Source organism: Bradyrhizobium sp. CCBAU 53415, assembly GCF_028128735.1.
Classification (GTDB): domain Bacteria; phylum Pseudomonadota; class Alphaproteobacteria; order Rhizobiales; family Xanthobacteraceae; genus Bradyrhizobium.
The window spans coordinates 62413-85874 of sequence record NZ_LBJF01000017.1 but is presented as its reverse complement, the minus strand read 5'-3'; the positions used below and the strand labels follow the sequence as shown (position 1 = coordinate 85874).

Below are 23462 nucleotides of genomic sequence, written 5' to 3'. Positions count from 1 at the left end.
GCTTACGCGCCCGTTATCTGCCTTTCCTCGTCCGTCCACGCGACATCGACCGGCATCAGCTCCGGCTGGAGCGGCGCGCCCTCAGACGTGACGTGGCCGTCAAGCGCGCGCAGGAGTGCCGCAACCAGCGCCGGCTTTCGCAGTGGCTTGGCGAGGAAGTCCGACATGCCGGCCTCGCGGCAGATCCTGACGTCCTCGGGGAAGGCGTTGGCGGTGAGCGCGACGATCGGCAGGGCTGCGAAGCGCCCGCCTTGTGCGCGGATCGCGCGGGTGGCGGCAAGTCCGTCCATATCGGGCATGCGCACGTCCATCAGTACGACATCATAATTGCCCTCGGATGCTGCCGCGACGGCCTCGGCGCCGTCGGCGACGACGCGCAGCTCGACGTCGAAGGATCCCAACATCTTGCTCACGACCATGCGGTTGACGGCATCGTCCTCGGCGACCAGCACCTTCAGCGGCCGGTCGAGGCCGGCGATACGGGCCTTGAGATCGTCGACCTCGTCGCGGCCGCCTGCCTGATCGGACGCCTGCGCCTCGCTCCAGGGCAGCACCAGCGTGAAGCGGAAGGTCGAGCCTTCGCCCGGCGTCGAGGTGACGCCGATGGTGCCGCCCATCTGCTCGACGATGCGCCGCGAGATCGCAAGGCCGAGGCCGGTGCCGCCGAAGCGGCGGCTGATCGAGGCATCGGCCTGGGCGAAGTCGCTGAACAGCAGGCCGAGCTTTTCCGGCGCGATGCCGATTCCACTGTCGGTCACTGTCCATTCGACGGTCGCCAGCAGGTCGCGTCGCGCCCGGCAGGTGGCCGAAATCGTCACCTCGCCTTCATCGGTGAACTTCACCGCATTGGACGCGAGGTTGAGCAGCACCTGGCGGATGCGTGCGACGTCGCCGCGCAGCGTCGGCGGCAGGTTCGGATCGAGCTCGACCTTGACCGTCAGCCCCATGTTCTTGGCGCTCGCGCGAACAACGGTCGCGACAGCCTCGACCAAAGCCTGCGGGGCGAAGTCGATCACCTCGAAGGTGAAGCGCCCGGCTTCGAGCTTGGACAGGTCGAGAATGTCATTGAGGATCCGCTGGAGATTGTCGCCGGACTCGCGGATCGTGGTGACGGCTTCGCGCTGTTCCGGATCGAGTTCGGTTTCGAGCAGCATGCTGGCAAGCCCGAGCACGCCGTTCATCGGCGTGCGGATCTCGTGACTCATCACCGCCAGGAAGTCGGACTTGGCGCGGCTCTCGGCCTCGGCCTTTTCTGCGCGCCAACGCTCGGTCACGTCGCGCCCGAAGCCGCGATAACCGAGGAACTGTCCCTCGCGATCATAGGCCGGCTTCGCCGTCAGCGACCACAGCCGCGCCTCGCCGCCGGCAACGACCTTGAGATTCATCTCGTGCAACGGCTCGTTCTGCTCCATCAAGCCGACAACGTCGTAGGCTGCGCTCTTGTCCTCCGGGCAGAGCATGTCGAGCACGTCGGCGAAATACGATCCCTTCAATAGCGGAAGCGGCAGTTGCGCGACGTCCGCGAAGCGTTGCGGCACGTCGATCAGATGCCCATCGGCATCGGTCTGCCACAGCCAGTCACTGGCGTTCTCCTGAAAGTCCTTTAGCAGCAGCGAGATGATCTCGGTCTGGCGCTCGAGCTCGAGCCGCGCCTTGAGATTGCCGAGGAACAGATTGCCCTGCGAGACGATATTGCGCGCCATGAAGAATGCTAACAGCAGCAGGAACACCGAGGTCACCAGATACGTCCCGGTGCCGCATAGCAGCAGCGCGCCGGCGCAGGCGACGGTCATGGTGGCGAGATAGACGAGGCCGGCACGCGGAAACGCCGAGAGCGTGAAGGCGCCGCCCGACATCATGCCGACCATCAGGCAGGCCAGGATGAGCTGGCTGGTCGGCTCGGTGCGGCTGAACAGGGCGAGCGGCAGCGTGCCCCAGATCGCGGCGAGGAAGAATGCCTGCCGCAGCATCTGCCGCGCCGCGCGCGGCGAAGCCTCCTGCGGCGGGTTCTGATGCGACCGCTGCCAGGAGCGCACCGCGAGCGAGGCGGTGACGGCAAGCGTCAGACCCCAGATCGCGAGGAAGTCGTTCCAGCCCCTGCCCCAGAACAGGATCAGCACGATGGCGACGTTCAGCATCGTGACCGCCATCGTCACCGGGATCAGCCGGGTCACCGCGTCGATCTGCTTGGCGCGGATGCGACTGATCTCGCGCTCGCTGAGATCGGTAGTCAGGCCGTCCTCGATCTCGAAGCCGCCGAGCCAATACAGGAACGCACCGATCAGGCCGTCACGCGGCTCAGTTCGCTTCATCGACTTGTCCGGCCATCCCATCCGCGGAACCTTTTGACCATCAATGGCCCGCCGCCTGCTTAGGCCGGGTTAATTTTGTGGGAGATTTTGCGGCCTCCTTGACGGGCGCGTTTGCAGTTTGTTCTAACCATGGCCCCCGCCCGGAGCCGTCGATATGTCCATCAGAGTAGCCACCTGGAACGTGAACTCGGTCCGGCAGCGAATTGATCTCCTTCTGACCTGGTTGAAGGAGTGCCAGCCCGACATCGTCTGCCTCCAGGAGATCAAATGCGTCGACGAGGCCTTTCCGCGGCTGGAGATCGAGGCGCTGGGCTACAACGTCGTCACCCATGGGCAGAAGACGTTCAACGGCGTCGCCCTGCTCTCGAAGCTGCGATTCGACGAGACCAAGTCGGGGCTTGCCGGCGACGACGAGGATACGCATGCCCGCTTCCTCGAGGGCGTGGTCACGCTCAAGCGCGGGGTGCTGCGCATCGCCTGCCTTTACCTGCCCAATGGCAACCCGGTCGGGACCGACAAATATCCCTACAAGCTCAAATGGATGTCCAGGCTTCTCGAGTATTCGAAGGAACGCCTCAAGGCTGAGGAGCCGCTGATTCTCGCGGGCGACTTCAACGTCATCCCGCATGCCCGCGACGTGCACAATCCGGCCGCCTGGACCGAGGACGCCCTGTTCAAGACGGAGACGCGCGAGAGCTTCCAGTCCCTGCTCGGCCTCGGCCTGACCGACGCCTTGCGCGCCGTCACCGACGAGCCCGGGCTTTACACCTTCTGGGACTACCAGGCCGGGGCCTGGCAGAAGAACCAGGGCCTGCGGATCGACCATCTGCTGCTGTCGCCACAGGCCAGCGACCGGCTCGCCAATGTCGGCATCGACAGCTATGTGCGCGGCTGGGAGAAGCCGTCGGACCACGTGCCGGTGTGGGCGGATCTGGATCTGGAGGCGGCGTGAGCCATCAGCGCCGTCATTCCGGGGCGGCTCGAAGCATCGCCCCCGAACGACTGCGCGGAGTGATTACTCCCTACGGCCCTGCACCCATTGCTCCAGCATTTGCAGGCACATGGCGCGGTCGTCGTCGGAGGCCTTGGCGAAGGCGCGGTTGTAGCTTTCCTTGATCCAGATCTCCTCGGCACCGGCGCTGTCGCGCGCCAGGGTCAGCCACATCAGGCCACGCGCGGCCTGCCGCGGCAGGCGGTCGCCGTTGAACAGCATCTGGCCGAGCAGCGCCTGGGCCTGATGCTGCCCCTTCTGCGCGGCGAGACCGAGCCAGCGCGCACCGTACCGGAAGTCCTCGCGCGAGGCGTCCGGGGTCTTCAGGTACAGACGGGCGAGGTCATACTGCGCGTCCGCGTTGCCGAAATAGGATGCGGCATAGGAGAACATCTCCCGCGCACGGTCCGGATCGGCCTTGATCTTCGAATTGGGAATGCCGGCCAGATAGTAGCGGCCGAGCGCGACGAAGGCGTTGGCCACGATCTGCGCCTGCGGCGCCGACGGGCTGTCCTCGGCATGCGCGTTGGCAATCCGGCTGAAATATTCGAAGGCACGCAAATCGTCCTGGGCGACGCCGTCGCCATTGGCGTACATGCGGCCAAGCTTCCACTGCGCGATGGGGTGGCCGCCCTCCGCGGCATATTGCAGTGCGCTGAGCGAGGTTTCCTGGCCTGCGACTGCCGGCGGAACCTTGGTGCGCACCGCACCCGCGGCGCCCGGCAAGGTGGTCACGACAGGGATGGTCGCGTCCTTCGGGTTGACCGGAGCACCGTCGAAGGCGAGCGCCGGCGCGGCCAGCGCAGCCGCCCCCAACACAAACGCAACTATGGCACGCCTAGATATCCGCATAGCACTGTTTCTCGTGCGCGCCGCCCGGATGGGTCACTGCCCCCCCGACCGCTGGTCCAACCTGCTGAGCATATTTCCAGAGCGCACCCGACGTGTGGTTAGTCGCGCGAGCGCTCCATTTGGTCTTGCGCTGGGCGAGCTCGGCGTCGCTCAATTTTACGTTAAGGGTACCGGCGACCGCGTCGATCTCGATGACGTCGCCGTCCTCAAGCAGCCCGATCGGGCCGCCGACGGCGGCTTCCGGCCCGACATGGCCGATGCAGAAGCCGCGGGTGGCGCCGGAGAAGCGGCCGTCGGTGATGAGCGCGATCTTGCCGCCCATGCCCTGGCCGGTCAGCGCCGCTGTGGTCTGGAGCATTTCCCGCATGCCGGGGCCGCCCTTGGGGCCCTCGTAGCGGATCACGATGACTTCGCCTTCGCGATAGGTACGCTTCTGGACCGCCTCGAAAGCATCCTCCTCCCGGTCGAAGCACCTGGCCGGACCGGTAAACTTGAGGTTGGACATTCCCGCGACTTTCACGATCGCACCTTCTGGCGCCAAATTGCCCTTCAGACCGACCACACCGCCTGTCGCGGTGATGGGCTTGTCTGCCGGGTGCACCACGTCCTGGTGCGGATTCCACTTCACGCTCTTGAGGTTTTCGGCGATCGTGCGGCCCGTGACGGTAAGGCAATCACCGTGCAGGAAGCCGTTGTCGAGCAGCGTCTTCATCAGAAGCGGTATGCCACCTACTTCAAACATGTCTTTGGCGACATAACGGCCGCCCGGCTTCAAATCCGCGACATATGGTGTCTTTTTGAAGATTTCGGCAACATCGAACAGGTCGAACTTGATGCCGACCTCATGCGCGATCGCCGGCAGGTGCAGCGCAGCATTGGTCGAGCCGCCGGAGGCCGCGACCACGGCAGCCGCGTTCTCGAGCGCCTTGCGGGTGACGATGTCGCGCGGCCGGATGTTGGACGCGATCAGGTCCATCACCTTCTCGCCCGCGGTCATGCAGAAGGCGTCGCGGATTTCGTAGGGTGCCGGGGCACCGGCCGAGTACGGCAGCGCGAGGCCGATCGCCTCGGAGACGGTCGCCATGGTGTTGGCAGTGAATTGCGCGCCGCAGGCGCCCGCCGAGGGGCAGGCCACGCGCTCGATCTCGTCGAGGTCCTCGTCCGACATGGCGCCGACCGAGTGCTTGCCGACGGCCTCGAACATGTCCTGCACGGTGACCTGCTGCCCGCGGAAATTGCCGGGCAGGATCGAGCCGCCATAGATGAAGATCGAGGGCACGTTGAGGCGAACCATCGCCATCATCATGCCCGGCAGCGACTTGTCGCAGCCGGCAAGGCCGACCAGCGCGTCATAGGCGTGGCCGCGCACGGTCAGCTCGACGGAATCGGCGATGCATTCGCGCGACGGCAGCGAGGAGCGCATGCCGTCATGGCCCATGGCGATGCCGTCGGTCACGGTGATGGTGCAGAATTCGCGCGGCGTGCCGCCGGCCGATGCTACGCCCTTCTTGACCGCCTGGGCTTGGCGCATCAGCGCTATGTTGCAGGGAGCGGCCTCGTTCCAGCAGGACGCGACGCCGACGAAGGGCTGGTGGATCTGCTCGGTGGTCAGACCCATGGCGTAGAAGTAGGATCGATGCGGCGCACGTGCAGGGCCTTCCGTCACGTGACGGCTCGGCAGCCTCTGCTTGTCGGTCCTTGCGTTCATCGCAACCAGTTTCCCCGGTCAACCCTTTCAGACCCGAAAAATCAGAGCCAAGATTTGAATCGACCTTGGGATTTTCTCGTCGCCTTCGAAGACAGCCACTGCCCCTTAAAACATGAGCATGATTTTATTCATGTTCGGGTGTGGCCAAAAAGCGGCGACGCGGCGAACCGCCGGTGATGTGGGTCAAATCCGGACCGACTGTTGCAGGGACGGCACAATCGTGGCTCAGAAGACACGGGCTGACCTACCAAGATACCCTCCTGGGGATCGCCACCCACAACCTCTGATTTTACGACACCAGCCACGCTCCCCACTTGGTCGCGAAAACGGCGCGACCGCTCGACTGAGTCGGCGCCGCCCTGCTGCTCGAGCTCGACATCAAACACCGTTACACCAGGCCCTATCGGCCGCAAACCAATGGCAAGGTCGAACGCTTCTGGCGGACCCTCGATGACGATGTCATCGACCTTCGACAGCCTCGACCACATCGCCAACGAACTCTTCGAGCAACTCTTCTACTACAACAATCACAGACCCCATCAGGCCTTGGCAGGACAAACTCCCCAGGCTGGCTCCGCGATTTCTCGCGCCGCGAAGCTCGTGGACGGCCACGATGTGGAGCTCTCGCAACGCGATCGGCCGGTCGCGAGATTCGAGGCGCAGTTTGCGCCTGCCTGCCAGGCCACAACAACCGAACCGGTGAACTCATGTCCACTTCAGAGGTCCGCGACAGAATCATTGAACCGATGATCGCGCTCGCAGGTTGCTCACCAGGGCAGCGCATCGTCGTGGTCGGCGCGAAGAGCATGGAATCGATGATGGACCTGCAGAAGCGACGACTGCCGCTAAGCGCCGTCGATGCGGCGATGGATTGGCTCGACGGCTTCCTCGGGCCGCGCGCCGTGCTGGTGATCTGGCTCGACGCGCAGAGGCCGCAAGCGAAGGACGATCTTCGCGCGGCGGCGGTGAAGCGTGGCTTCGTCGTCTTGCAAGGCGCCGAACATGCGTGCGGCAGCGCCCTGCTCGCAAGAGGCGGCGTAGACACTGCCGGTCACGGAAGGCAGGAGCAGTGGCATGGCTTGATCCTGCCTTGGTCCGCCCCCTTGGAGACGCTCAAATGTCGAAGTCGAAGATGCGACGCGCAGTCATTCGCGAATGGATGGCGCGCGCGCCGCCTACGTCCGTCCCCGCGGGCGCTGGGCCTGAGCCCAGGCGACGGCGACATCGCGCGGCGGAATGTCGATGCGCCTGATCGGCGTCAGTTCGCCGGAGGCCGAGACGATCGCGGTCTCTTCGTGGCGGCAGCGCGCGCAGATGAAACGGACCTCGTGCGGGGATGCCGACCAGCTCGAACGTTTCACGTTGGCGGCCATCGGCCAGGCATCGCAATGCGAGCACGACACCAGGAACCGGCCGGGATCGAGCATACCCATTTCATCGGACTCCGCGTCTTGCCCAGTCCTTCCAATGATCAATCCATGTGAATAGTTCCGGTGCCCGAACACCGCCAGCCTCCTGCCTTGATGCGCCGGCGGGTTTGCGCGCGCCGCCATCGACCTTCACAAGAATCAGGAACTCAGCGAGCCCCCTTGAGTGTGCAGGAGGTCGTGCAGGTGACGGTGGTGCCGCGATCGCACGATTTGCAGGCGCTGACGCACTGGTTCATGTCGCGTGGATTGTAGCTGTAGTTTCGCATCGGACAGCTCGACATCGTCGAGCCGGTGATGTCCTGCTCCTGATCGCAGGCCGCCGTCATGAGCGCGAACAAGATCACTGCAACGAGGCGCATGGGATTGCCCTGTCAGGCCTGGCAAAACGACACGCGCGAGGTGCGCTGCATTGCAACGAACCCCGGCCTTCCCACCACGGGCCGCCGCCCATCAGCGACGCCCGCGTGCTTCTAGAATTAGAATGCGCGCCAGAAGTTAAGAACGGATTGCAGCCGGCCTCAGGCCGCGGCCCTGGCCGCGATCGCCTGCCGAATATCCAACGACAGCTGACGGTACTGCTCCCCGAGTTTCAGATAGAACTCGCGCTTGGTGCTGTCGGTGGCGAGCTTGGCGATCAGCTCGCATTCGGCGGTGAGTGTCTCGAACCGTTCCAGCCTGTCTTGAAGTTCTGTCATCGGCGTGTCCCCATCAAACGCCACAAGGACAGCGAACCTAAACCCGCGAAATAGGTCACGGCGAACATCGTTATCGGGTAGCATCAATTTTTCCGCGGCAGCCTATTTCTGCTCCAGCCGCCAGGCGCCGTCCCAGCCGGCCTGCGGCGGATCGGCCGCGAACTGCGCGATGCGGTCGAGCATCGTGCGCGAAGGGCCGTCGCCGGGGATCGCCTCGAGCGCCGCGTTGAAGGCGGCGCGGGCGTCATCGAAGCGTTGGGCACGATAGGCGGCGAGACCTTCGACGTAGTGCGTGCGCAGGCTCGCTTGCGCATCGGTGAGCGCGCCCGGTCTCGCCATCACCTCGAAAATCGCCTGCGGCGCGCTTTGGCCCGCGACCGCGAGGCGATCGATCTCACGCAGTTCGAGCTGCGAGCCGATCGCATCCGCAGTCGCCTGCGAGATCAGGATGCGGGTGCCGTAGATCTTGTTGACGGCCTCCAGCCGCGAGGCGAGGTTCACGGCGTCGCCCATCACGGTGAAGCTCATCATCAGCTCGGAGCCGATGCTGCCGGTCAGGACCTCGCCGGTGGCGATGCCGATCCGCAGATCGCACAGTGCGGGCATGGCGCGGATACCGAGCAGATCGGGCAGCTGCTTCTGCAGCGCGGGCACCTGGTCGACCATCTCGACGGCGGCAAGCCCGGCGAGCAGCGCCTGCTCGTCCTCTTCGATGAACGGCGGCCCCCAATAGGACATGATAGCGTCGCCGATGTATTTGTCGATGACGCCGCGATTGTTCCTGACGGGTGCGGACATCACGGTGAAATAGTGGTTCATCACCTTGACGAGGCCGCGCGGCGTCATGCCCTCGCTCATCGAGGTGAAGCCGCTCATGTCGCAGAACATGATGGTCATCACCCGGCGCTCACCGTCGATCGCGACCTCCGGCCGGTCGATCAACCCCTGCACCACCTTGGGATCGATGTAGCGGCCAAAGGTCTCGCGGATGCGCTCGTTGTGCCGCAACTGCTCGATCATGCGGTTGAAGGCCGCGGCGAGCTCGCCGATCTCGTCCTGCGTCGAGACGGTGATGGGCTTGTCGAACCGGCCCGCCTCGACCTCGCGGGTGCCGGCGAGCAACAGCCGTACCGGACGCGTGATGCCGCTGGACACCAGCAGCGCAAAGGCAAATCCGACGATCGCCGCGAGCAACGTCACGACACCCGAAATGATGATCGCCTGATGCTGGCGGCCGATCACCTGCGACGTCGAGAAGAAGACCTGCGTCAGCATGTCGGACCGGATCGCATCGACCTTCCGGTTGAACTGGTCGCGCAGCACGTCGATGTGTTCCAGCGTGCCGCGGGCCTCGGTCATCTGCCTGGCGTCGACCTGCTTTAGGAGCTTCGCATGGTCCTCGCTCAGGTCGCGGCGCAGCTCGACGACGGCGGTCTCGATGCGGATATCGATCCGTCCCAGCGCGGCATTGTCGGAATACGTCCTGGGATCGTCGATGATCGCGTTGATCAGCTTGCGCGAGGCCTCGGCGTCCTCCTCGATCTTGCGGTCCGACTCCTCGAATTCGCGAAGGCGCGCCGCATACGCCTCCTCGTCCGACGGCGCCTCCATCCGGGTCATGACCATCCGCCGCAGCGCCAGGCCTCGCTCCAGCGAGTGAATGTTGGCACGCGCCAGATGGCTGTAGGCCGGGATGTAGCGGTTGGTCAGCTCGTCGAGCAGGACGCCGACTTGGCTGGACATCACCATCGACAGGATCGAGGTGACCAACATCAAGACGATCAATCCGAGGGCGATACCGACGATCTTGCGCCGGATCGACTGGTTGAAAATCGGCATGGGGTGCGGAGGCAAAGGGCTAAAGGACGAAGCAAGGGAACTCCATACACCGGACTGGCTGCGGGAACACGCGCAATCTGGCCTCCTGGGCGCCCTGCACCATGCGCAACCGCCGCGCGGGTCCGCATGTTAACAAAAGGTTAAACAGGCTGCCCTTTTCTCCTTTGCGGAAGTTCCCTCATCGCATCCGTATTTTGCCGCATTGTTGCGACAGCGTATCGAATGCGCCACGATGCCTCGGCATCGTTCGGTGCTTTGATTCTCAAGCCGCATGTCGTCGCGGACCTTGGTTTGTAGTGGTTTCGCAGGGGGACCATCCAATGAACCAGTGCCTACGCTCGCTCGCGTGTGTCGTTGCCGTGGCCGCGGTGGCCCTCCTTCCCACCGAACTGGCGGCGAAGAGCAGTCACAAATCATCCGCTCCGAAGAAGACGCACGAGGCGAAGGCCGGCAAGCACCGCCATGCCTCCACCGGCAAGGCGCGGCACGGCAAACACGCCGAGGCCAAGCGCAGATCGAAGAAGACGGTCGACCAGCCCTCGGACAAGCCGGCACCGCCGCCGCTGACCGGCGACCTCGCCGCGCTGAGGGACGCCATCGATCTCGCGCGCAAGGGCAGGACGGGTGACGCGAGCGCGGCGCGCGACCGCATCGCTGATCCTGCCGGACAGAAGCTCGCCGACTGGTACATGCTGCGCCATTCCGATAGCACGGCGAACTTCAAGCGCTACGCCGCCTTCCTCGCCGCCAATCCGGACTGGCCGAGCAGTGCCCTGCTCCGCCGGCGCGCCGAGGCGCGGCTGTGGCAGGAAAAGGCCGACGCCGCCACCGTGCACAAGTTCACGATGGACCGGCCGACCAGCGCCAAGGGCAAGTTTGCGCTCGCCCGCGTCCTGCTCGCTGACGGCGAGACCGACAGGGCCGCCCGGCTCGTGCGCGAAGCCTGGCGCGCCGACGAACTGTCCGAGCGCAGCGAAGAGGATTCCTACGAAGTTTTTCACGATCTTCTGTCCGCCGACGATCACCGCGCGCGCATGGACAAGCGCCTCGGCGTCAAGGATTATGCGGGCGCGAGGCGCGCGGCCAAACGGCTCGGCGAGGATGCGCTCGCGATCGTGAAGGCCTGCGCCGCGGTCACCGGCAAGGCGAGCAAGGCCAAGGACGATCTCGATGACGTCCCCGCTGACGCCCGCCGCGATCTCGGCTACGTGCTGTGCCGCGCGCAATGGCACCTGCAGAAGGACCGCATCGACGACGCCGCCGAGGTCATCCTGGCCGCCGCGCCCGACACCATGGCGGCCCAGGACACGGATGCCTGGTGGCGCGAGCGTCGTCTGCTCGCGCGCAAGCTGCTCGACCAGGGCAAGTTCAAGACCGCCTATGACGTGGTGCGTACCGCCGCGGTGCCGGAAAAGGAAGTCTATCGCGTCGACTATCACTTCATGTGCGGCTGGATCGCGCTGCGCTTTCTCGACGATCCCAAGACGGCGATGATGCACTTCGCCGCAATCGACGAGGGCTCGGCCAATCCGATCGCGCTGTCGCGGGCCCATTACTGGCGCGGACGCGCCGCCGAAGCCATGGGCGCAATGGCCGATGCGCGCATGAGCTATCGGGCTGCGGCGCGCTATCAGACCGCCTATTACGGCCAGCTCGCCCGCGCAAAGCTCGGCCTCGACCGGATCGAGCTGCGTCCGCCCGCGCCCGTGCTGGTCGCCGCCGATACGCCGCCGGCGGACGAGCGCGTGCGCGCCGCCGACATGCTCTACGGCATCGGCGAGCGCGATATCGTGTTCTACTACGCCGAGGATTTCGCCAAGGAGAGCACCGACGTCGCGGCGCTCGAAGCGCTCGGCGAGCTGGCCGGCCGGCGCAACGATGCGCGCGTGATGCTGGAGGTCGGCAAGACGGCGCTGGCGCGCGGGCTCGCGCTCGACCAGTACGCCTTTCCGACCATCGGCATCCCCGAGCACAAGCAGGTCGCGCCCGCGATCGAGACCAGCGTGATCTATTCGGTGGCGCGCACCGAAAGCTCGTTCGACCAGCGCGACAAGTCGCCGGCCAATGCGGTCGGGCTCATGCAGGTGACACCCGAGGCCGGCCGCGACACCGCAAAACGCTTCGGCCTGACTTACGACTGGGACAGGATGGTCTCCGATCCCGTCTACAACACGCAGATGGGCGCGGCCGAGCTCAGTGCGCTCTTGTCGGAATACCGCGGCAACCAGATCATGACCTTCGCCGGCTACAATGCCGGCCGCGGCCGCGTGCGCGAATGGGTGCAGGCGCGCGGCGATCCCAGGGATCCCAATGTCGATCCGGTCGACTGGGTCGAGCGCATCCCGCTGTCGGAGACGCGCAACTACGTCCAGCGTGTGATGGAGAACGTGCTGGTCTACCGCGCGCGCTTCGAGGATAGCGGTACGATCGCCGGCAAGAGCGATCGGCGCGTCGTCACGCACGAGGCCGGTGCAACGGCACCGGTGGCGGCCGCAGCGCCCACTCCCTAGTCGACATCGCCGGGGCTGGACACGGCGCCTGCCAGGTTACGTCGCTGCGGCTTCCACGCGAGTGCCGTCGCGCGGCTAGGTGTCACCTCCTTCCATCGTGATCGGATCGCGACCGGCCAAATATGCGCCGGTCAAGGCTCTTGCGAAGGTCCAGGCGTGGGTCGTGCAACTCCAGCAAAAGACGGCACTCAGGACCGCGAACATCTCGACCAAGCGAGCGACCTCGACGTTCCCGACGGCCGGCTCGTTGCGCCCAGGCGCCGACCACGGCATCAACAGCGTCACGAGCTCACCGCGCCGGTAGCAATCGTAGTCGCAGTAACGGCGCTGTGTCCGCACATGCCGGACGTAGCCGGACCGGATCGACCGCGAGCATGTGCTGCACGTGGTCGTGCACAACGGGGGCTCGTGGTTGACCAGGACGAATTTCATGAAGCCGCCCTCACGCGATCTTTCGCGAGCGTCTCGCAGAACAGCGCGTAGCACTGATGGTCGCAGTAGGGCAGGCGGGTGGAGATCTCGCGGAGATAGCTGCCGCTGATCGGCTCGCAGCACTGCATGCACCAGGCCTGCCGGAACGGAGTCCGGCCGTTCACCAGCACGAACGCGAATCTCATGTGGCACCTCCCAGGGCGAAGCAGTAGACGCTATCCAACGGAGAGAGTGCGGGCGGCGGAGCGCAAAGATGGTTGCGGCCGTCCGGATTATCCCTGTTTCGCTCCACCTTTTGCGGTGGGACCGGAATGTATCTGCCGTCCTCCCGGCGCCGGGCATAGATCTGACCGTCGATGTATTTGATATCGGTCGGATAGCAGTCAGCACTGTTGCAACAACTGAGGCCCGGATTGTCCGGCATGTGCCAGGTCGAATAGAATTTTTCGTGCAGCGCCTGGTCCTGGGGTGGGTGCTGGCGATGTACGGCACCGTGTCCCGTCTCCTGTGCCTGGACCGTCGCAGTCGAGCCGAGGAGAACCATCGAGCACAGCAGCTTGCATGAACGGTTCAATGTACGGGCTCCCGGATCAGACCCTCGGAACGACGTCAGCTCTCCAATTCGGCCTCACGCGACCTGAGCCCGGAACAACCACCGGCGGTCGCGTTCGCGGCGCGTGCGGAAGCGATCGACACACTTCCTGGAGCAGAGCGCGGTGCGCCAGGAATAGTGGCGGATCAGACCAAACTTGCCGCCACACACCGCACAGCCATTGACTGAAGAGCAACGTTCGGACTCGGATGGGCCACGCTCAGGAAGTACCGATGTCTCGCACATTGTTGTCTCCCTCTGTTGCTCGCGCTTTGCCAGTTCGTTCCCTTCGACCTCATTCGGGACACTCCCGATTGGTCATGAGGCTATTCCCCCGGGCACGCGACGCTCAATTGTACGGAGGTAAATGACCGATATGACTAGGAATGGAGGAGCTATACCTAGGTTTGTCCCGTACTCGCCCGGGGGCTCCCGCGCTGGCTCATTTTCAACGAGACGGCGCACGACGCTCCGGCTGCACGGTCACCGTGAAGAGCTTGCCGGCATGGCGTACTTGATGCGCCGCGCCGGACAGGGCGGCAGCGTTCGATTCAGAGGCGAACGGCCGGAATTGCTCCTCTCGCGGCAACGTGCTCTACTCGCATTCACGGCGAGAGCGCCGTGAGCATCTGCGATGAAGCCTGGCCGGGCAGCGACGTTCGGGAAGTCAGCCGCGCAATTCCTCGCCGGTTGCGTAAGGCAAACCGTCGCCGCCAAGCCGCGCAACGAGCTCGATGGCGCCGACTTGCTCGAGACGGTCAAGCAGTGGCAGCAAGTCTTCGAGCACACTCCGGTCATGTACTTCATGGTCGATCCGGCCGGAACCGTGATCAACGTGAACACGTTCGGCGCCGCGCAACTGGGCTACACTGCGGCGGAACTGATCGGCCGATCGGTGCTGGATGTCTTCTTCGAGCAAGATCGCGACTTCGTCCGCGCGTGTGTCGCGCTGTGCCTCGAGACCGTCGATCAGTCCCACACCTGGGAGATCCGGAAGATACGCAAGGACGGCTCGGTGCTATGGGTGCGCGAGAATGCCAAGTCCATGCTGCGGGCCGACGGCGGACCAATCGTCCTGGTAGCCTGCGAGAACATCACCGAGCGCAAGGAAGCGGAGAATGCGCTGCGACAGAGCGAGGCCTATCTCGCCCAGGCGCAAGAACTGAGCCACACCGGCAGTTTCGGCTGGAAGGCCGCAACCCGCGAGATCACCTGGTCCAAGGAGACCTATCGCATCTTCCAGTGCGACGAGGAAACCAGGCCAAAGATCCCGTTCATGCTCCAGCGGATCCATCCGGACGACCGGCTCGCGGTGCAACAGACGACGGGTCGGGCCGCCCGAGAGGGAAAGGACTACGATCACGAATACCGACTCCTGATGCCCGACGGCTCGATCAAGTACGTCCGAGCGGTGGCCCGGGCCATGCGAGATTCCAGCGGTTGCGTGGAGTTCGTCGGATCCGTGACCGACATCACGGCGGCCAAGGAAGCGGAGCGCAGGCTGCGTGCGAGCGAGCAGCGCTTCCGCGACTATGCCGAAACCGCCTCGGACTGGTTCTGGGAAACCGGGCCAGACCATCGCGTCACCCAGATATCGGAGCACTCCGATACCATCACCGCCCCCGCCGGCCTGATCGGACTCACGCGTTGGGACATCGCTCCTGATGCCGATCTCGAACCCGAGAAATGGCGACAACATCGGGCGGCGCTCGACGCCCACGTCCCGTTCCGCGACCTGGTGTATCGCAGCAAGGATCGCAACGGGCAGCCGATCTACGTCCGAACCAGCGGCAAGCCCTTCTTCGACGCCGACGGTGCTTTTCTGGGCTATCGTGGCGTCTGCACCGACGTAACCGCGGCCATCCGGGCCAATCAGGCCGAAGACGCGCTGCGCAAGGCCCAGGCCGAGCTCGCCCATGTGACGCGTGTCACGACCCTGGGTGAGCTGACCGCGTCCATTGCCCACGAAATCAATCAGCCGCTCGCCGCCGTGATCGCAAACGCCGACGCCTGCCTCGCCTGGCTGCAGCGCAGTCCGCCCGATCTCACAGCGGCCCGCCGCTCCGTGGAGTGGATCATCGAGGACGGCACGCGTGCCAGCGACGTGATCCGTCGCGTTCGGGCGCTCGCCAAGCGGTCCGACATCGAGATGGTTCCGCTCGACGCCAGCGTGGTCGTGCGGGAGGCCGTCGCGCTCGTTCAGCGCGAGATGGCCAGCCACGCCGTGTCGGTGCGAATGGAGCTGTCGTCGGCACTGCCGAAAATTTTCGGCGATCGAATCCAGTTGCAACAGGTCCTGATCAACCTGATCATGAACGGGATCGAGGCCATGGAAGACGTCCATGATCGCCCGCGCGAGCTGGCGATCTGTTCGGCGGCGAGCGGCGATGGCGCGGTGCTGGTGAGCGTTTCCGACTGCGGGGTCGGCATCAGTGAACAGGCGATAGACCGCCTGTTCATGCCCTTCTTCACCACGAAGTCCTCGGGCATGGGCATGGGACTGTCGATCTGTCGATCCATCATCGAGGCCCATGGCGGACGGCTTCTCGTCGCACCCAACCAGGAGCGCGGCGCGACTTTTCGGATCACTTTGCCCTTCCATCGAGAGGAAACATCGTGACCGAGCGCGCGGAGCTTTCGCCGCCGCAGGAGGACGGTGATCAGCCAGTCGTCTTCATCGTCGACGACGACGCGTCCATGCGCCGTGCGCTCACCAATCTGTTCGAGTCGGTCGGCCTCAAGGTCGAAGCATTCGGCTCGGCACCGCAGCTCCTCCAGGCCAAGCCGCCGGAAGTCCCCAGTTGCCTGGTGCTCGACATCCGCCTGCCCGGAGCCAGCGGCCTTGACCTGCAGTCGGATCTTGCCAAGGCGAATATCCACACGCCTATCATCTTCATTACCGGTCACGGTGATATTCCCATGACGGTACGGGCCATGAAGAGCGGCGCGATTGACTTCCTGACCAAGCCGGTCCGCGACCAGGACATCCTGGACGCAGTCCAGGCCGCGATCGAGCGAGACCGCAAGCGCCGCGACCTCAACAGGACGGTCTCGACCGTGAGATCACGCTTCGAGTCACTGTCCGCGCGGGAGCGAGACGTGTTGTCACTGGTCACGGCCGGCCTGATGAACAAGCAAGTGGCCGCCCAGCTCGGATTGGCGGAAATCACCGTCAAGATCTATCGCGGCCAGATCATGCGGAAAATGGGCGCGAAGTCGCTGGCCGATCTGGTGCGGATGAGCGAGGCGCTCGGGATCGGGCCCAACAAGCCCGACGCACAAACCTAAGTATGAGTTTCCAATCGTGGCTGGCAGGTCCATCTTGCCGGTTTATGTGTAGCCGTGGCGACGGCAAGCGTAATCCCGGGTGAGGAGCGGACGTCTTGTCAGTGGCCTCGGTCATTTCGGTGCTTGACGATGACCCCTACGTACGGGCTGCGATCAACAACCTCCTGGAGTCGCGCGGATACATCGTCCACACGTTCGCCTCGGCCGAGGAGTTCCTGAGGTCGACCGATTCGAACGACACCTCGTGCGTGATCGCCGACGTGCAGATGCCGCTGATGACCGGAATCGATCTGTTGACCCAGATGCGCGGGCATGGTTCGGCAACGCCGTTCATCTTCATCACGGCCTTCCCGGATGAGAGCGTACGTGTGCGTGCGCTCAAAGCCGGGGCAATCTGTTTTCTCGGCAAGCCGTTCGCCGCCTCGGATCTGATGCAATGCCTGGACCGCGCGCTGGCAGCAGGTCACGAAACCATGCAGTGAGCGCCCGGAGGCCGGGAGGCGGAACGGTGGCAGCGACCGGGATCAATCCCGCTTCTCGCGAGGGTTTCCCGCGAGACGGCCTCCCGTTCGCGGCCCGCTCAGAATGAGCCGCCGAACCTGACGACACACCGCGAGGCGTGCGCCGCCCGCTTCAATCCACTTTGATGTTCGCCGCTTTGATCATGGGCCACCATTTGGCGATCTCGGCCTTCTGACGGGTGCCAAGCGCTTCGGGCGTGAGCTGATCCTTGGGTGTCATCTCCAGCCCCTGGCTTTCGAGCTGCTTCCTCACCGCCGGATCATTCAGCGCCTCCACGGCCGCGGCGTTGAGCTTGGTCACGATCTCTTTGGGAGTCCCCTTCGGCACCCACATGCCGGACCACAGTGTCATTTTGAAGCCCTTGAGGCCCGCCTCCTCCGCGGTCGGAATGTTGGGCGCCGAGGCCAGGCGCTTGTCGTCGGTGATGGCGTAGGCGCGGATGGTGCCGGCGCGGACCTGGTTGATCGAGTTGGAGGTCTGGTCGACGATGAGGTCGATCTGGCCGGCGATGAGGTCGTTCAGCGCGGGCGCGGTGCCGCGATACGGCACGTATTGCAGCTTGATCCCGGAGACGTTCTCGAGATAGACGCCGGCGATGTGGCTGCCGGAGCCTGCACCCGCGGTGCCTGCGGTCGGCGGCGAGGTGCGCGATTTCAGCCACTCGATGAGCTCCTTGAGCGAGGTCGCGGGCACCGCGTTCTTGCTGACGATGATCATCGGATTGCTCGGCAGCAACACCACCGGCTCGAGGTCGGCGACCAGGTCGTATTTGAGCTTGTAGACGGCACCGTTGGCAACGTGAGTGCCGAGATGGCCGAACGAGATGGTGTAGCCGTCAGGCAGCGACTGCACGGCGCGGCCGACGCCGATCGAACCGCCCGCGCCGGTGACATTCTCGATCACCACAGGCTGACCAAGTGAAACGCGCATGCGCTCCGCGAGCACCCGCGCCATTGCATCCGACGGCCCGCCGGCCGCGAATGGCACGATGATGGTGATGGGATGGGATGGAAAATCATCGGCGCGCGCGGCGCCGGTGAACGCGAGAATAGCAAACAGCGCAGCCCAAACGGTCTTCGTCATTGTCTTCTCCCCAGCGATGTCGATATTGTTTTTTGCTCTTCCCGCGTACGGGAAGAGGAATCGTCCGTGGCGTGTTGCCGCGCTAGAACCGCGAATAGTCGATCGGCTTGTGGCGGTCGAGCGTGCGGGTGACCGGCGGCAGCGGGTATTTCAGGCCGGTTGCGCAGTTGAACAGCATGACGCGATCACCCTTCGAGACGCGGCCGTCGGCGAGGCTCTCCTTGTAGGCAGCATAGGTGGCGGCACCCTCTGGGCACAACAGCAGTCCCTCCTCGCGCGCGACCTCGTTCAGCGCGGCCGAGATCTTGTCGTCGTCAACCGCGATGGCAAAGCCCTTGCTCTCGCGCACCGCACGCAGGATCAGGAAATCGCCGATCGCCTGCGGCACGCGGATGCCCGACGCAATGGTGTGGGCATCTTCCCAGCGCGTGGCATGCTCGGTGCCGGCGTCATAGGCGCGCACCATCGGCGCGCAGCCCGAGGCCTGCACCGCGACCATGCGCGGGCGCTTCGAGCCGATGAAGCCGATCTTCTCGAGCTCGTCGAAAGCCTTCCACATGCCAATCAGGCCGGTGCCGCCGCCGGTCGGATAGAAGATCACGTCGGGCACGTCCCAGCCGAGTTGCTCGGCGAGCTCGAGGCCCATCGTCTTCTTGCCCTCGATGCGGTACGGCTCCTTCAAGGTCGAGGTATCGAACCAGCCGACCTTTGCCTTGCCCTCGCCGACGATCTTGCCGCAATCGTCGATATAGCCGTTGACGCGGTAGACGGTTGCGCCCTGCAGCTCGATTTCGCTGACATTCACCTCCGGCGTATCGGCCGGACAGAAGATCGTGGTCTTGATGCCGCAGGCCGTCGCGTAGGCCGCCAGCGCCGCGCCGGCATTGCCGTTGGTCGGCATCGCCATGTGCTTGATGCCGAGCGCCTTGCCCATCGACACCGCCATCACCAGCCCACGCGCCTTGAACGAGCCGGTCGGCAGCCGCCCCTCGTCCTTCACGATGATCTCGCCGCCGCCGAGCTTTGCGCCGAGCTTCGGCAGCCGGATCAGCGGCGTCGTGACTTCGCCGAGCGAGACGATGTCCTTGCATTTGCGCACCGGCAGCAACTCGCGATAGCGCCACATGTCGCCGGGACGCTGTGCGAGTGCGTCCTTGGTCAGCGCCTTCTTCACGCCGGCGAGGTCGTAGCGGACAAGAAGCGGCTTTCCGGCCTTGGAGAGGTTGTGGACCTGGTCGGCGGCGTAACGATCGCCTTCCATCGCGCATTCGAGATGGGTGACGAAGGTCGGACGTTCAATGGTGAGGTTGTCGTTGTCGTGCATGGGGGGATTTCCTTCTCGTCTTGCAAACAGGTCTCTCTGCTCGTCATTGCGAGCGAAGCGAAGCAATCCAGATTCTTTCCGCAGAGACAGTCTGGATTGCTTCGCTCGCAATGACGATGGCGGGCAGCGCACTCGCCGATCAAATATTCAATACCCTTCCATATGCATCCAGCACGGCTTCCTTCATCATCTCCGACAGGGTCGGATGCGGGAAGACCGTATGCATCAGCTCCTCTTCGGTGGTCTCCAGGTTCATGGCGACGACGTAGCCCTGGATCAGCTCGGTGACCTCCGCGCCGACCATGTGGGCGCCGAGGAGCTGACCGGTCTTCTTGTCGAAAATCACCTTGACGAGGCCCTGGTCCTCACCGAGCGCGATGGCCTTCCCGTTGCCGACGAAGGGGAAACGGCCGACGCGGATCTCACGGCCATTCTCTTTCGCCCGGGCTTCCGTCAAGCCGACGGACGCGACCTGCGGATGGCAATAGGTGCAGCCCGGGATCATGTTCTTGTCCATGGGGTGCGGGTTGAGGCCCTTGATCGCCTCGACGCAGATCACGCCTTCATGTTCGGCCTTATGGGCGAGCATCGGAGGGCCGGCCACGTCGCCGATGGCGTAGATGCCGGGAACATTGGTCTTGCCGTGGCCGTCGACCACGATGATGCCGCGGTCGGTCTTCACGCCCAGCTTTTCGAGGCCGAGATTCTCGATATTGCCGACGACGCCGACCGCAGAGATCACGCGCTCGAACTCGGTGGTGACGGGCTTGCCCTTGCCGTCGTCGATGGTGGCGACGACGCTGTCGGCCTTCTTCTCCAGCTTTGTGACCTTGGTCGAGGACATGATCTTGATGCCCTGCTTCTCGAAGCGCTTGCGTGCAAGGCCGGCGATCTCGGCGTCCTCGACGGGCAGGATCTGCGGCAGCACCTCGACGACGGTGACGTCGGAGCCCATGGTGTGGAAGAACGAGGCGAACTCGATACCGATCGCGCCGGAGCCGACCACCAGCAGCGATTTCGGCATCCGCTCCGGCACCATCGCCTCGAAATAGGTCCAGATCAGCTTCTTGTCGGGCTCGAGGCCGGGCAGCACGCGCGGTCGGGCGCCGGTCGCAACGATGATGTGCTTGGCCTGATAGGTCCCCTCGCCCAGCGATCCCTTGGGCGCCTCGACGTCGGACTTCTTCACCGTGACCTTGCCCGGCGCGTCGATCGAAGCAGCGCCCCAGATCACGCTGACCTTGTTCTTCTTCATCAGGAAGCCGACGCCGTCGTTCAGCCGCTTGGAGACGCCGCGCGAGCGCTGCACCACGGCCTTCGGATCGAACGAGACCTTCTCCGCCGACAGGCCGTAATCCTTGGCGTGCTGCATGTAGTGGTAGATCTCGGCCGAGCGCAGCAGCGCCTTGGTCGGGATGCAGCCCCAGTTAAGGCAGATGCCGCCGAGATAGGATTTTTCGACGATCGCCGTCCTGAAGCCGAGCTGCGCGGCACGGATCGCGGTGACGTAACCGCCTGGACCGGAGCCGATGATGATGACGTCGAAGGATGTGTCGGCCATGCTGTATGCTCGTTCCCATCGTTCAACCGGCTCGAATGTTACGGCTCGTCATTGCGAGGAGCTCTTGCGACGAAGCAATCCAGTCTGCCGGTCACGTCCTGGATTGCTTCGCTTCGCTCGCAACGACGACGCAAATTCGCCGCGTCAGACCATCATCATCACGGGGTTTTCGATCAGCTGCTTGAATGCGCCGATCAGCTCGGCGCCGAGCGCGCCGTCGATGGCGCGGTGATCGCAGGACAGGGTCACGCTCATCATATGCGCGATCTCGATCTTGCCGCCGCGCACCACGGGACGTTCCTCGCTGGTGCCGACCGCGAGGATGGTCGCATGCGGCGGATTGATCACGGCGGTGAAGTGATTGATGCCGTACATGCCGAGGTTGGAGACGGCCGTTGTGCCGCCCTGATATTCCTCGGGCTTCAATTTGCGGGAACGCGCGCGCGCGGCAAAATCCTTCATCTCCTTGGAGATGGTGGAGAGCGTCTTGGTCTCGGCTTTGCGGATGATCGGCGTGATCAGGCCGCCCGGCATCGCGACCGCAACGCCGACATCGGAATGGTGGTGCTTGACCATGCCGCTTTCAGTCCAGCTCACGTTGCAGTTCGGGATCTTCTGCAGCGCCACCGCCATCGCCTTGATGACGAAGTCGTTGACCGAGATCTTGTAGAGCGGCTTCTTCTCCTTGTCCTTCGGCGCTGCGGCGTTGATCTCCTCGCGGGCAGTGAGCAACTTGCCGATATCGCAGTCGATGGTGAGATAGAAGTGCGGGACGTTCTGGATCGACGCGGTCAAACGTTGGGCAATCGTGCGGCGCATGCCGTCATGCGGCACGATGTCGTAGGATCCGGGCTCGAACAGCGACAGGATCTGCTTGTCCGACATGGTCGGCGCGATCGCGGGCGCGCCTGACGGTGCCGCGGCGGGCGCTTTCAGACCCTTGCCGGACTTGGCCTGCTCGACGTCGCGCGCGACCACGCGGCCGTGCGGTCCGGTGCCGGTGACCATGCCGACATCGATGCCGGCTTCCTTGGCGAGACGCCGCGCCAGCGGCGATGAGAACACACGGCCCCCATGACCATTGGCCTGCGCGGCCGGAGTTGCGGGCTGCGGCGCGGGTGCAGCCGCGGGCGGCGGCGCGGCCTTGGGCGCGGCGGGCGTGGGCGCGGGCGCCGGAGCAGCAGCGGGAGCCTCGGCAGCCTTCGGCGGCGCAGCCGAAGCGCCGGGCTTGGCGCTGCCTGCGGCCTTCACGTCCTCGCCTTCGCCGGCCAGCACCGCAATGACGTCGTTGACCGGGACGTCCTGCGTCCCCTCGGGCACCAGGATCCTGGCGATCGTGCCCTCGTCGATGGCCTCGACCTCCATGGTCGCCTTGTCGGTCTCGATCTCGGCGATGACGTCGCCGGATTTGACCTTGTCGCCTTCCTTCTTCAGCCACTTGGCGAGGTTGCCCTTCTCCATCGTCGGCGAGAGAGCGGGCATCAGGATGTTGATGGGCATGCTGACCTCAAGAAGAACTTTGCAAAACGTCGTCTTTCGACAGCGAAGACGAACGGACCAGGTTTAGTTGCCGATGTCGCCCTGCCACAGGCGCTCATTGGCAGGGATGGAACGCCAATTCTTCATCATCGTGATGGAGCGGTCGTCGGCAAGGTCGATCCAGGGGATGCCGAACTTGTCGAGGATGTCCTTGGAGCCCTCGAAGGTGACGGATTCGCCGATCACCACCAGCTTGACCTTGAACAGCCCGAGCGCGCCCGCGCACATCGAGCATGGCGACAATGTGGTGTACATGACGGTGTCGTGGAACGAGATCGCACCCGCTTCGCGCAGGCAGCTCATCTCGCCGTGCAGGATCGGGTTGTTCTCCTGCACGCGGTTGTTGTGGCCACGGGCGATGATCTTGTTGTCGCGCGTCAGCACGGCGCCGATCGGCAGCCCGCCTTGCGCGATCGAGGCCTCCGCCTCGCGGATCGCTTCCAGCATGAAATCGTGATGATAGGACTCGATCGCCATGGTCAGTGCCCCTTGCCGCGCGGCGTCGTGGTGCCGGTGTCGGTGGGACGCTCGATCTCGGCCTGGAACATGTCGAGGATCCGGTTCAGGGCGTCCTCCTCGGTATATTCGCTCTCGCGCGCATAGGCGCGCGCGGCATGACGGGCGAGATCGACGAGCAGGAGGCCCCACATGTCGGGCTCCTCGAAGGCGCGCTGGAACGCCATCGACAGCCCGCCGTCCAGCACGAACACGCGCAGGATCTCGACCGCGTCGTCGCGGCTCATGACGTCGGGCGGAAGTGGCTGCTCCTTGGGGCCCGCCATGA

At 64.6% G+C, this 23462-nt stretch carries 22 protein-coding genes and 1 pseudogene; 8 read left to right on the top strand and 15 right to left on the bottom strand.

The window, feature by feature from the left end; genetic code table 11:
- Window positions 1–2 precede the first annotated feature (2 nt).
- A complete protein-coding gene (locus tag XH87_RS10145) occupies window positions 3–2333 on the bottom strand; it encodes an ATP-binding protein (protein ID WP_271587161.1) in 2331 nt (776 codons plus the stop codon).
- Window positions 2334–2466: 133 nt separating this feature from the next.
- On the opposite strand from XH87_RS10145, the gene xth reads away from it, so the two are divergent.
- Window positions 2467–3264: an exodeoxyribonuclease III gene (gene xth, locus XH87_RS10140; RefSeq protein WP_158669654.1), complete on the top strand. Its 798-nt coding sequence runs from the start codon at window positions 2467–2469 to the stop codon at window positions 3262–3264.
- A gap of 63 nt (window positions 3265–3327) precedes the next feature.
- Here xth and XH87_RS10135 read toward each other — a convergent pair whose 3' ends face one another.
- Together XH87_RS10135 and ilvD are read right to left on the bottom strand one after the other, a co-directional pair.
- Window positions 3328–4155, bottom strand: coding sequence for a tetratricopeptide repeat protein (locus XH87_RS10135; RefSeq protein ID WP_271587160.1), 828 nt, complete (start codon window positions 4153–4155; stop codon window positions 3328–3330).
- On the bottom strand, window positions 4142–5863 hold the full coding sequence (gene ilvD / locus XH87_RS10130; RefSeq protein WP_271587159.1) for a dihydroxy-acid dehydratase: 1722 nt from the start codon (window positions 5861–5863) through the stop codon (window positions 4142–4144). The genes XH87_RS10135 and ilvD overlap by 14 nt, the downstream gene beginning before the upstream one ends.
- Window positions 5864–6237: 374 nt before the next feature.
- Here ilvD and XH87_RS10125 point away from each other — a divergent pair.
- Together XH87_RS10125 and XH87_RS10120 are read left to right on the top strand one after the other, a co-directional pair.
- Window positions 6238–6319: pseudogene (locus XH87_RS10125) on the top strand (integrase core domain-containing protein); the annotation flags it as partial.
- Window positions 6314–6613, top strand: coding sequence for an integrase core domain-containing protein (locus XH87_RS10120; protein WP_035702509.1), 300 nt, complete (start codon window positions 6314–6316; stop codon window positions 6611–6613). The pseudogene XH87_RS10125 and the gene XH87_RS10120, both read left to right, overlap by 6 nt.
- A gap of 95 nt (window positions 6614–6708) precedes the next feature.
- Here XH87_RS10120 and XH87_RS10115 read toward each other — a convergent pair whose 3' ends face one another.
- The 5 genes from XH87_RS10115 to XH87_RS10095 all read right to left on the bottom strand — a co-directional run bounded on the left by XH87_RS10115 (window position 6709) and on the right by XH87_RS10095 (window position 9827).
- Window positions 6709–6939, bottom strand: coding sequence for a hypothetical protein (locus XH87_RS10115; protein WP_271587158.1), 231 nt, complete (start codon window positions 6937–6939; stop codon window positions 6709–6711).
- Window positions 6940–7038: 99 nt separating this feature from the next.
- On the bottom strand, window positions 7039–7296 hold the full coding sequence (locus XH87_RS10110) for a hypothetical protein (RefSeq protein ID WP_035702505.1): 258 nt from the start codon (window positions 7294–7296) through the stop codon (window positions 7039–7041).
- A 143-nt stretch (window positions 7297–7439) separates the two neighbouring features.
- Window positions 7440–7652 (bottom strand): hypothetical protein, encoded by a 213-nt coding sequence (locus XH87_RS10105; RefSeq protein WP_158669660.1) that lies wholly within the window; start codon window positions 7650–7652, stop codon window positions 7440–7442.
- 159 nt (window positions 7653–7811) lie between these two features.
- On the bottom strand, window positions 7812–7988 hold the full coding sequence (locus XH87_RS10100; RefSeq protein WP_193374101.1) for a hypothetical protein: 177 nt from the start codon (window positions 7986–7988) through the stop codon (window positions 7812–7814).
- Window positions 7989–8090: 102 nt separating this feature from the next.
- The gene (locus XH87_RS10095) at window positions 8091–9827 is read right to left on the bottom strand and encodes an adenylate/guanylate cyclase domain-containing protein (protein WP_271587157.1); all 1737 of its coding nucleotides are present in this window, start codon (window positions 9825–9827) and stop codon (window positions 8091–8093) included.
- Between the two features lie 320 nt (window positions 9828–10147).
- Here XH87_RS10095 and XH87_RS10090 point away from each other — a divergent pair, with 320 nt between their 5' ends.
- Together XH87_RS10090 and XH87_RS10085 are read left to right on the top strand one after the other, a co-directional pair.
- Window positions 10148–12337 (top strand): lytic transglycosylase domain-containing protein, encoded by a 2190-nt coding sequence (locus XH87_RS10090; protein ID WP_271587156.1) that lies wholly within the window; start codon window positions 10148–10150, stop codon window positions 12335–12337.
- Between the two features lie 79 nt (window positions 12338–12416).
- Window positions 12417–12641: a hypothetical protein gene (locus XH87_RS10085; RefSeq protein WP_271587155.1), complete on the top strand. Its 225-nt coding sequence runs from the start codon at window positions 12417–12419 to the stop codon at window positions 12639–12641.
- Between the two features lie 124 nt (window positions 12642–12765).
- Here the strand turns inward: XH87_RS10085 and XH87_RS10080 are convergent, their stop codons facing one another.
- Window positions 12766–12954 (bottom strand): hypothetical protein, encoded by a 189-nt coding sequence (locus XH87_RS10080; RefSeq protein WP_271587154.1) that lies wholly within the window; start codon window positions 12952–12954, stop codon window positions 12766–12768.
- A 1041-nt stretch (window positions 12955–13995) separates the two neighbouring features.
- On the opposite strand from XH87_RS10080, the gene XH87_RS10075 reads away from it, so the two are divergent.
- The 3 genes from XH87_RS10075 to XH87_RS10065 all read left to right on the top strand — a co-directional run bounded on the left by XH87_RS10075 (window position 13996) and on the right by XH87_RS10065 (window position 17131).
- Window positions 13996–15981 carry a PAS domain S-box protein gene (locus XH87_RS10075; RefSeq protein WP_271587153.1) on the top strand — a complete coding sequence of 662 codons (1986 nt, stop codon included), beginning with the start codon at window positions 13996–13998 and terminating at the stop codon, window positions 15979–15981.
- Window positions 15975–16649, top strand: a complete 675-nt coding sequence (locus XH87_RS10070; protein WP_433960374.1) for a response regulator transcription factor — start codon at window positions 15975–15977, stop codon at window positions 16647–16649. Before XH87_RS10075 ends, XH87_RS10070 begins: the two co-directional genes overlap by 7 nt.
- Before the next feature lie 95 nt (window positions 16650–16744).
- Window positions 16745–17131 (top strand): response regulator transcription factor, encoded by a 387-nt coding sequence (locus XH87_RS10065; protein WP_271587152.1) that lies wholly within the window; start codon window positions 16745–16747, stop codon window positions 17129–17131.
- Between the two features lie 151 nt (window positions 17132–17282).
- Here XH87_RS10065 and XH87_RS10060 read toward each other — a convergent pair whose 3' ends face one another.
- The 6 genes from XH87_RS10060 to XH87_RS10035 form a co-directional block, all read right to left on the bottom strand.
- The gene (locus tag XH87_RS10060) at window positions 17283–18254 is read right to left on the bottom strand and encodes a tripartite tricarboxylate transporter substrate binding protein BugD (RefSeq protein ID WP_271587151.1); all 972 of its coding nucleotides are present in this window, start codon (window positions 18252–18254) and stop codon (window positions 17283–17285) included.
- A gap of 82 nt (window positions 18255–18336) precedes the next feature.
- Window positions 18337–19578: a threonine synthase gene (locus XH87_RS10055; RefSeq protein WP_271587150.1), complete on the bottom strand. Its 1242-nt coding sequence runs from the start codon at window positions 19576–19578 to the stop codon at window positions 18337–18339.
- Between the two features lie 139 nt (window positions 19579–19717).
- Window positions 19718–21139 (bottom strand): dihydrolipoyl dehydrogenase, encoded by a 1422-nt coding sequence (lpdA, locus tag XH87_RS10050; RefSeq protein ID WP_271587149.1) that lies wholly within the window; start codon window positions 21137–21139, stop codon window positions 19718–19720.
- A 144-nt stretch (window positions 21140–21283) separates the two neighbouring features.
- Window positions 21284–22639: a pyruvate dehydrogenase complex dihydrolipoamide acetyltransferase gene (locus XH87_RS10045; protein ID WP_271587148.1), complete on the bottom strand. Its 1356-nt coding sequence runs from the start codon at window positions 22637–22639 to the stop codon at window positions 21284–21286.
- A gap of 63 nt (window positions 22640–22702) precedes the next feature.
- Complete coding sequence (locus XH87_RS10040) at window positions 22703–23155, bottom strand: nucleoside deaminase (RefSeq protein ID WP_271587147.1); 453 nt, start codon at window positions 23153–23155, stop codon at window positions 22703–22705.
- A 2-nt stretch (window positions 23156–23157) separates the two neighbouring features.
- Window positions 23158–23460 (bottom strand): DUF5076 domain-containing protein, encoded by a 303-nt coding sequence (locus tag XH87_RS10035; protein ID WP_035702462.1) that lies wholly within the window; start codon window positions 23458–23460, stop codon window positions 23158–23160.
- Window positions 23461–23462 lie beyond the last annotated feature (2 nt).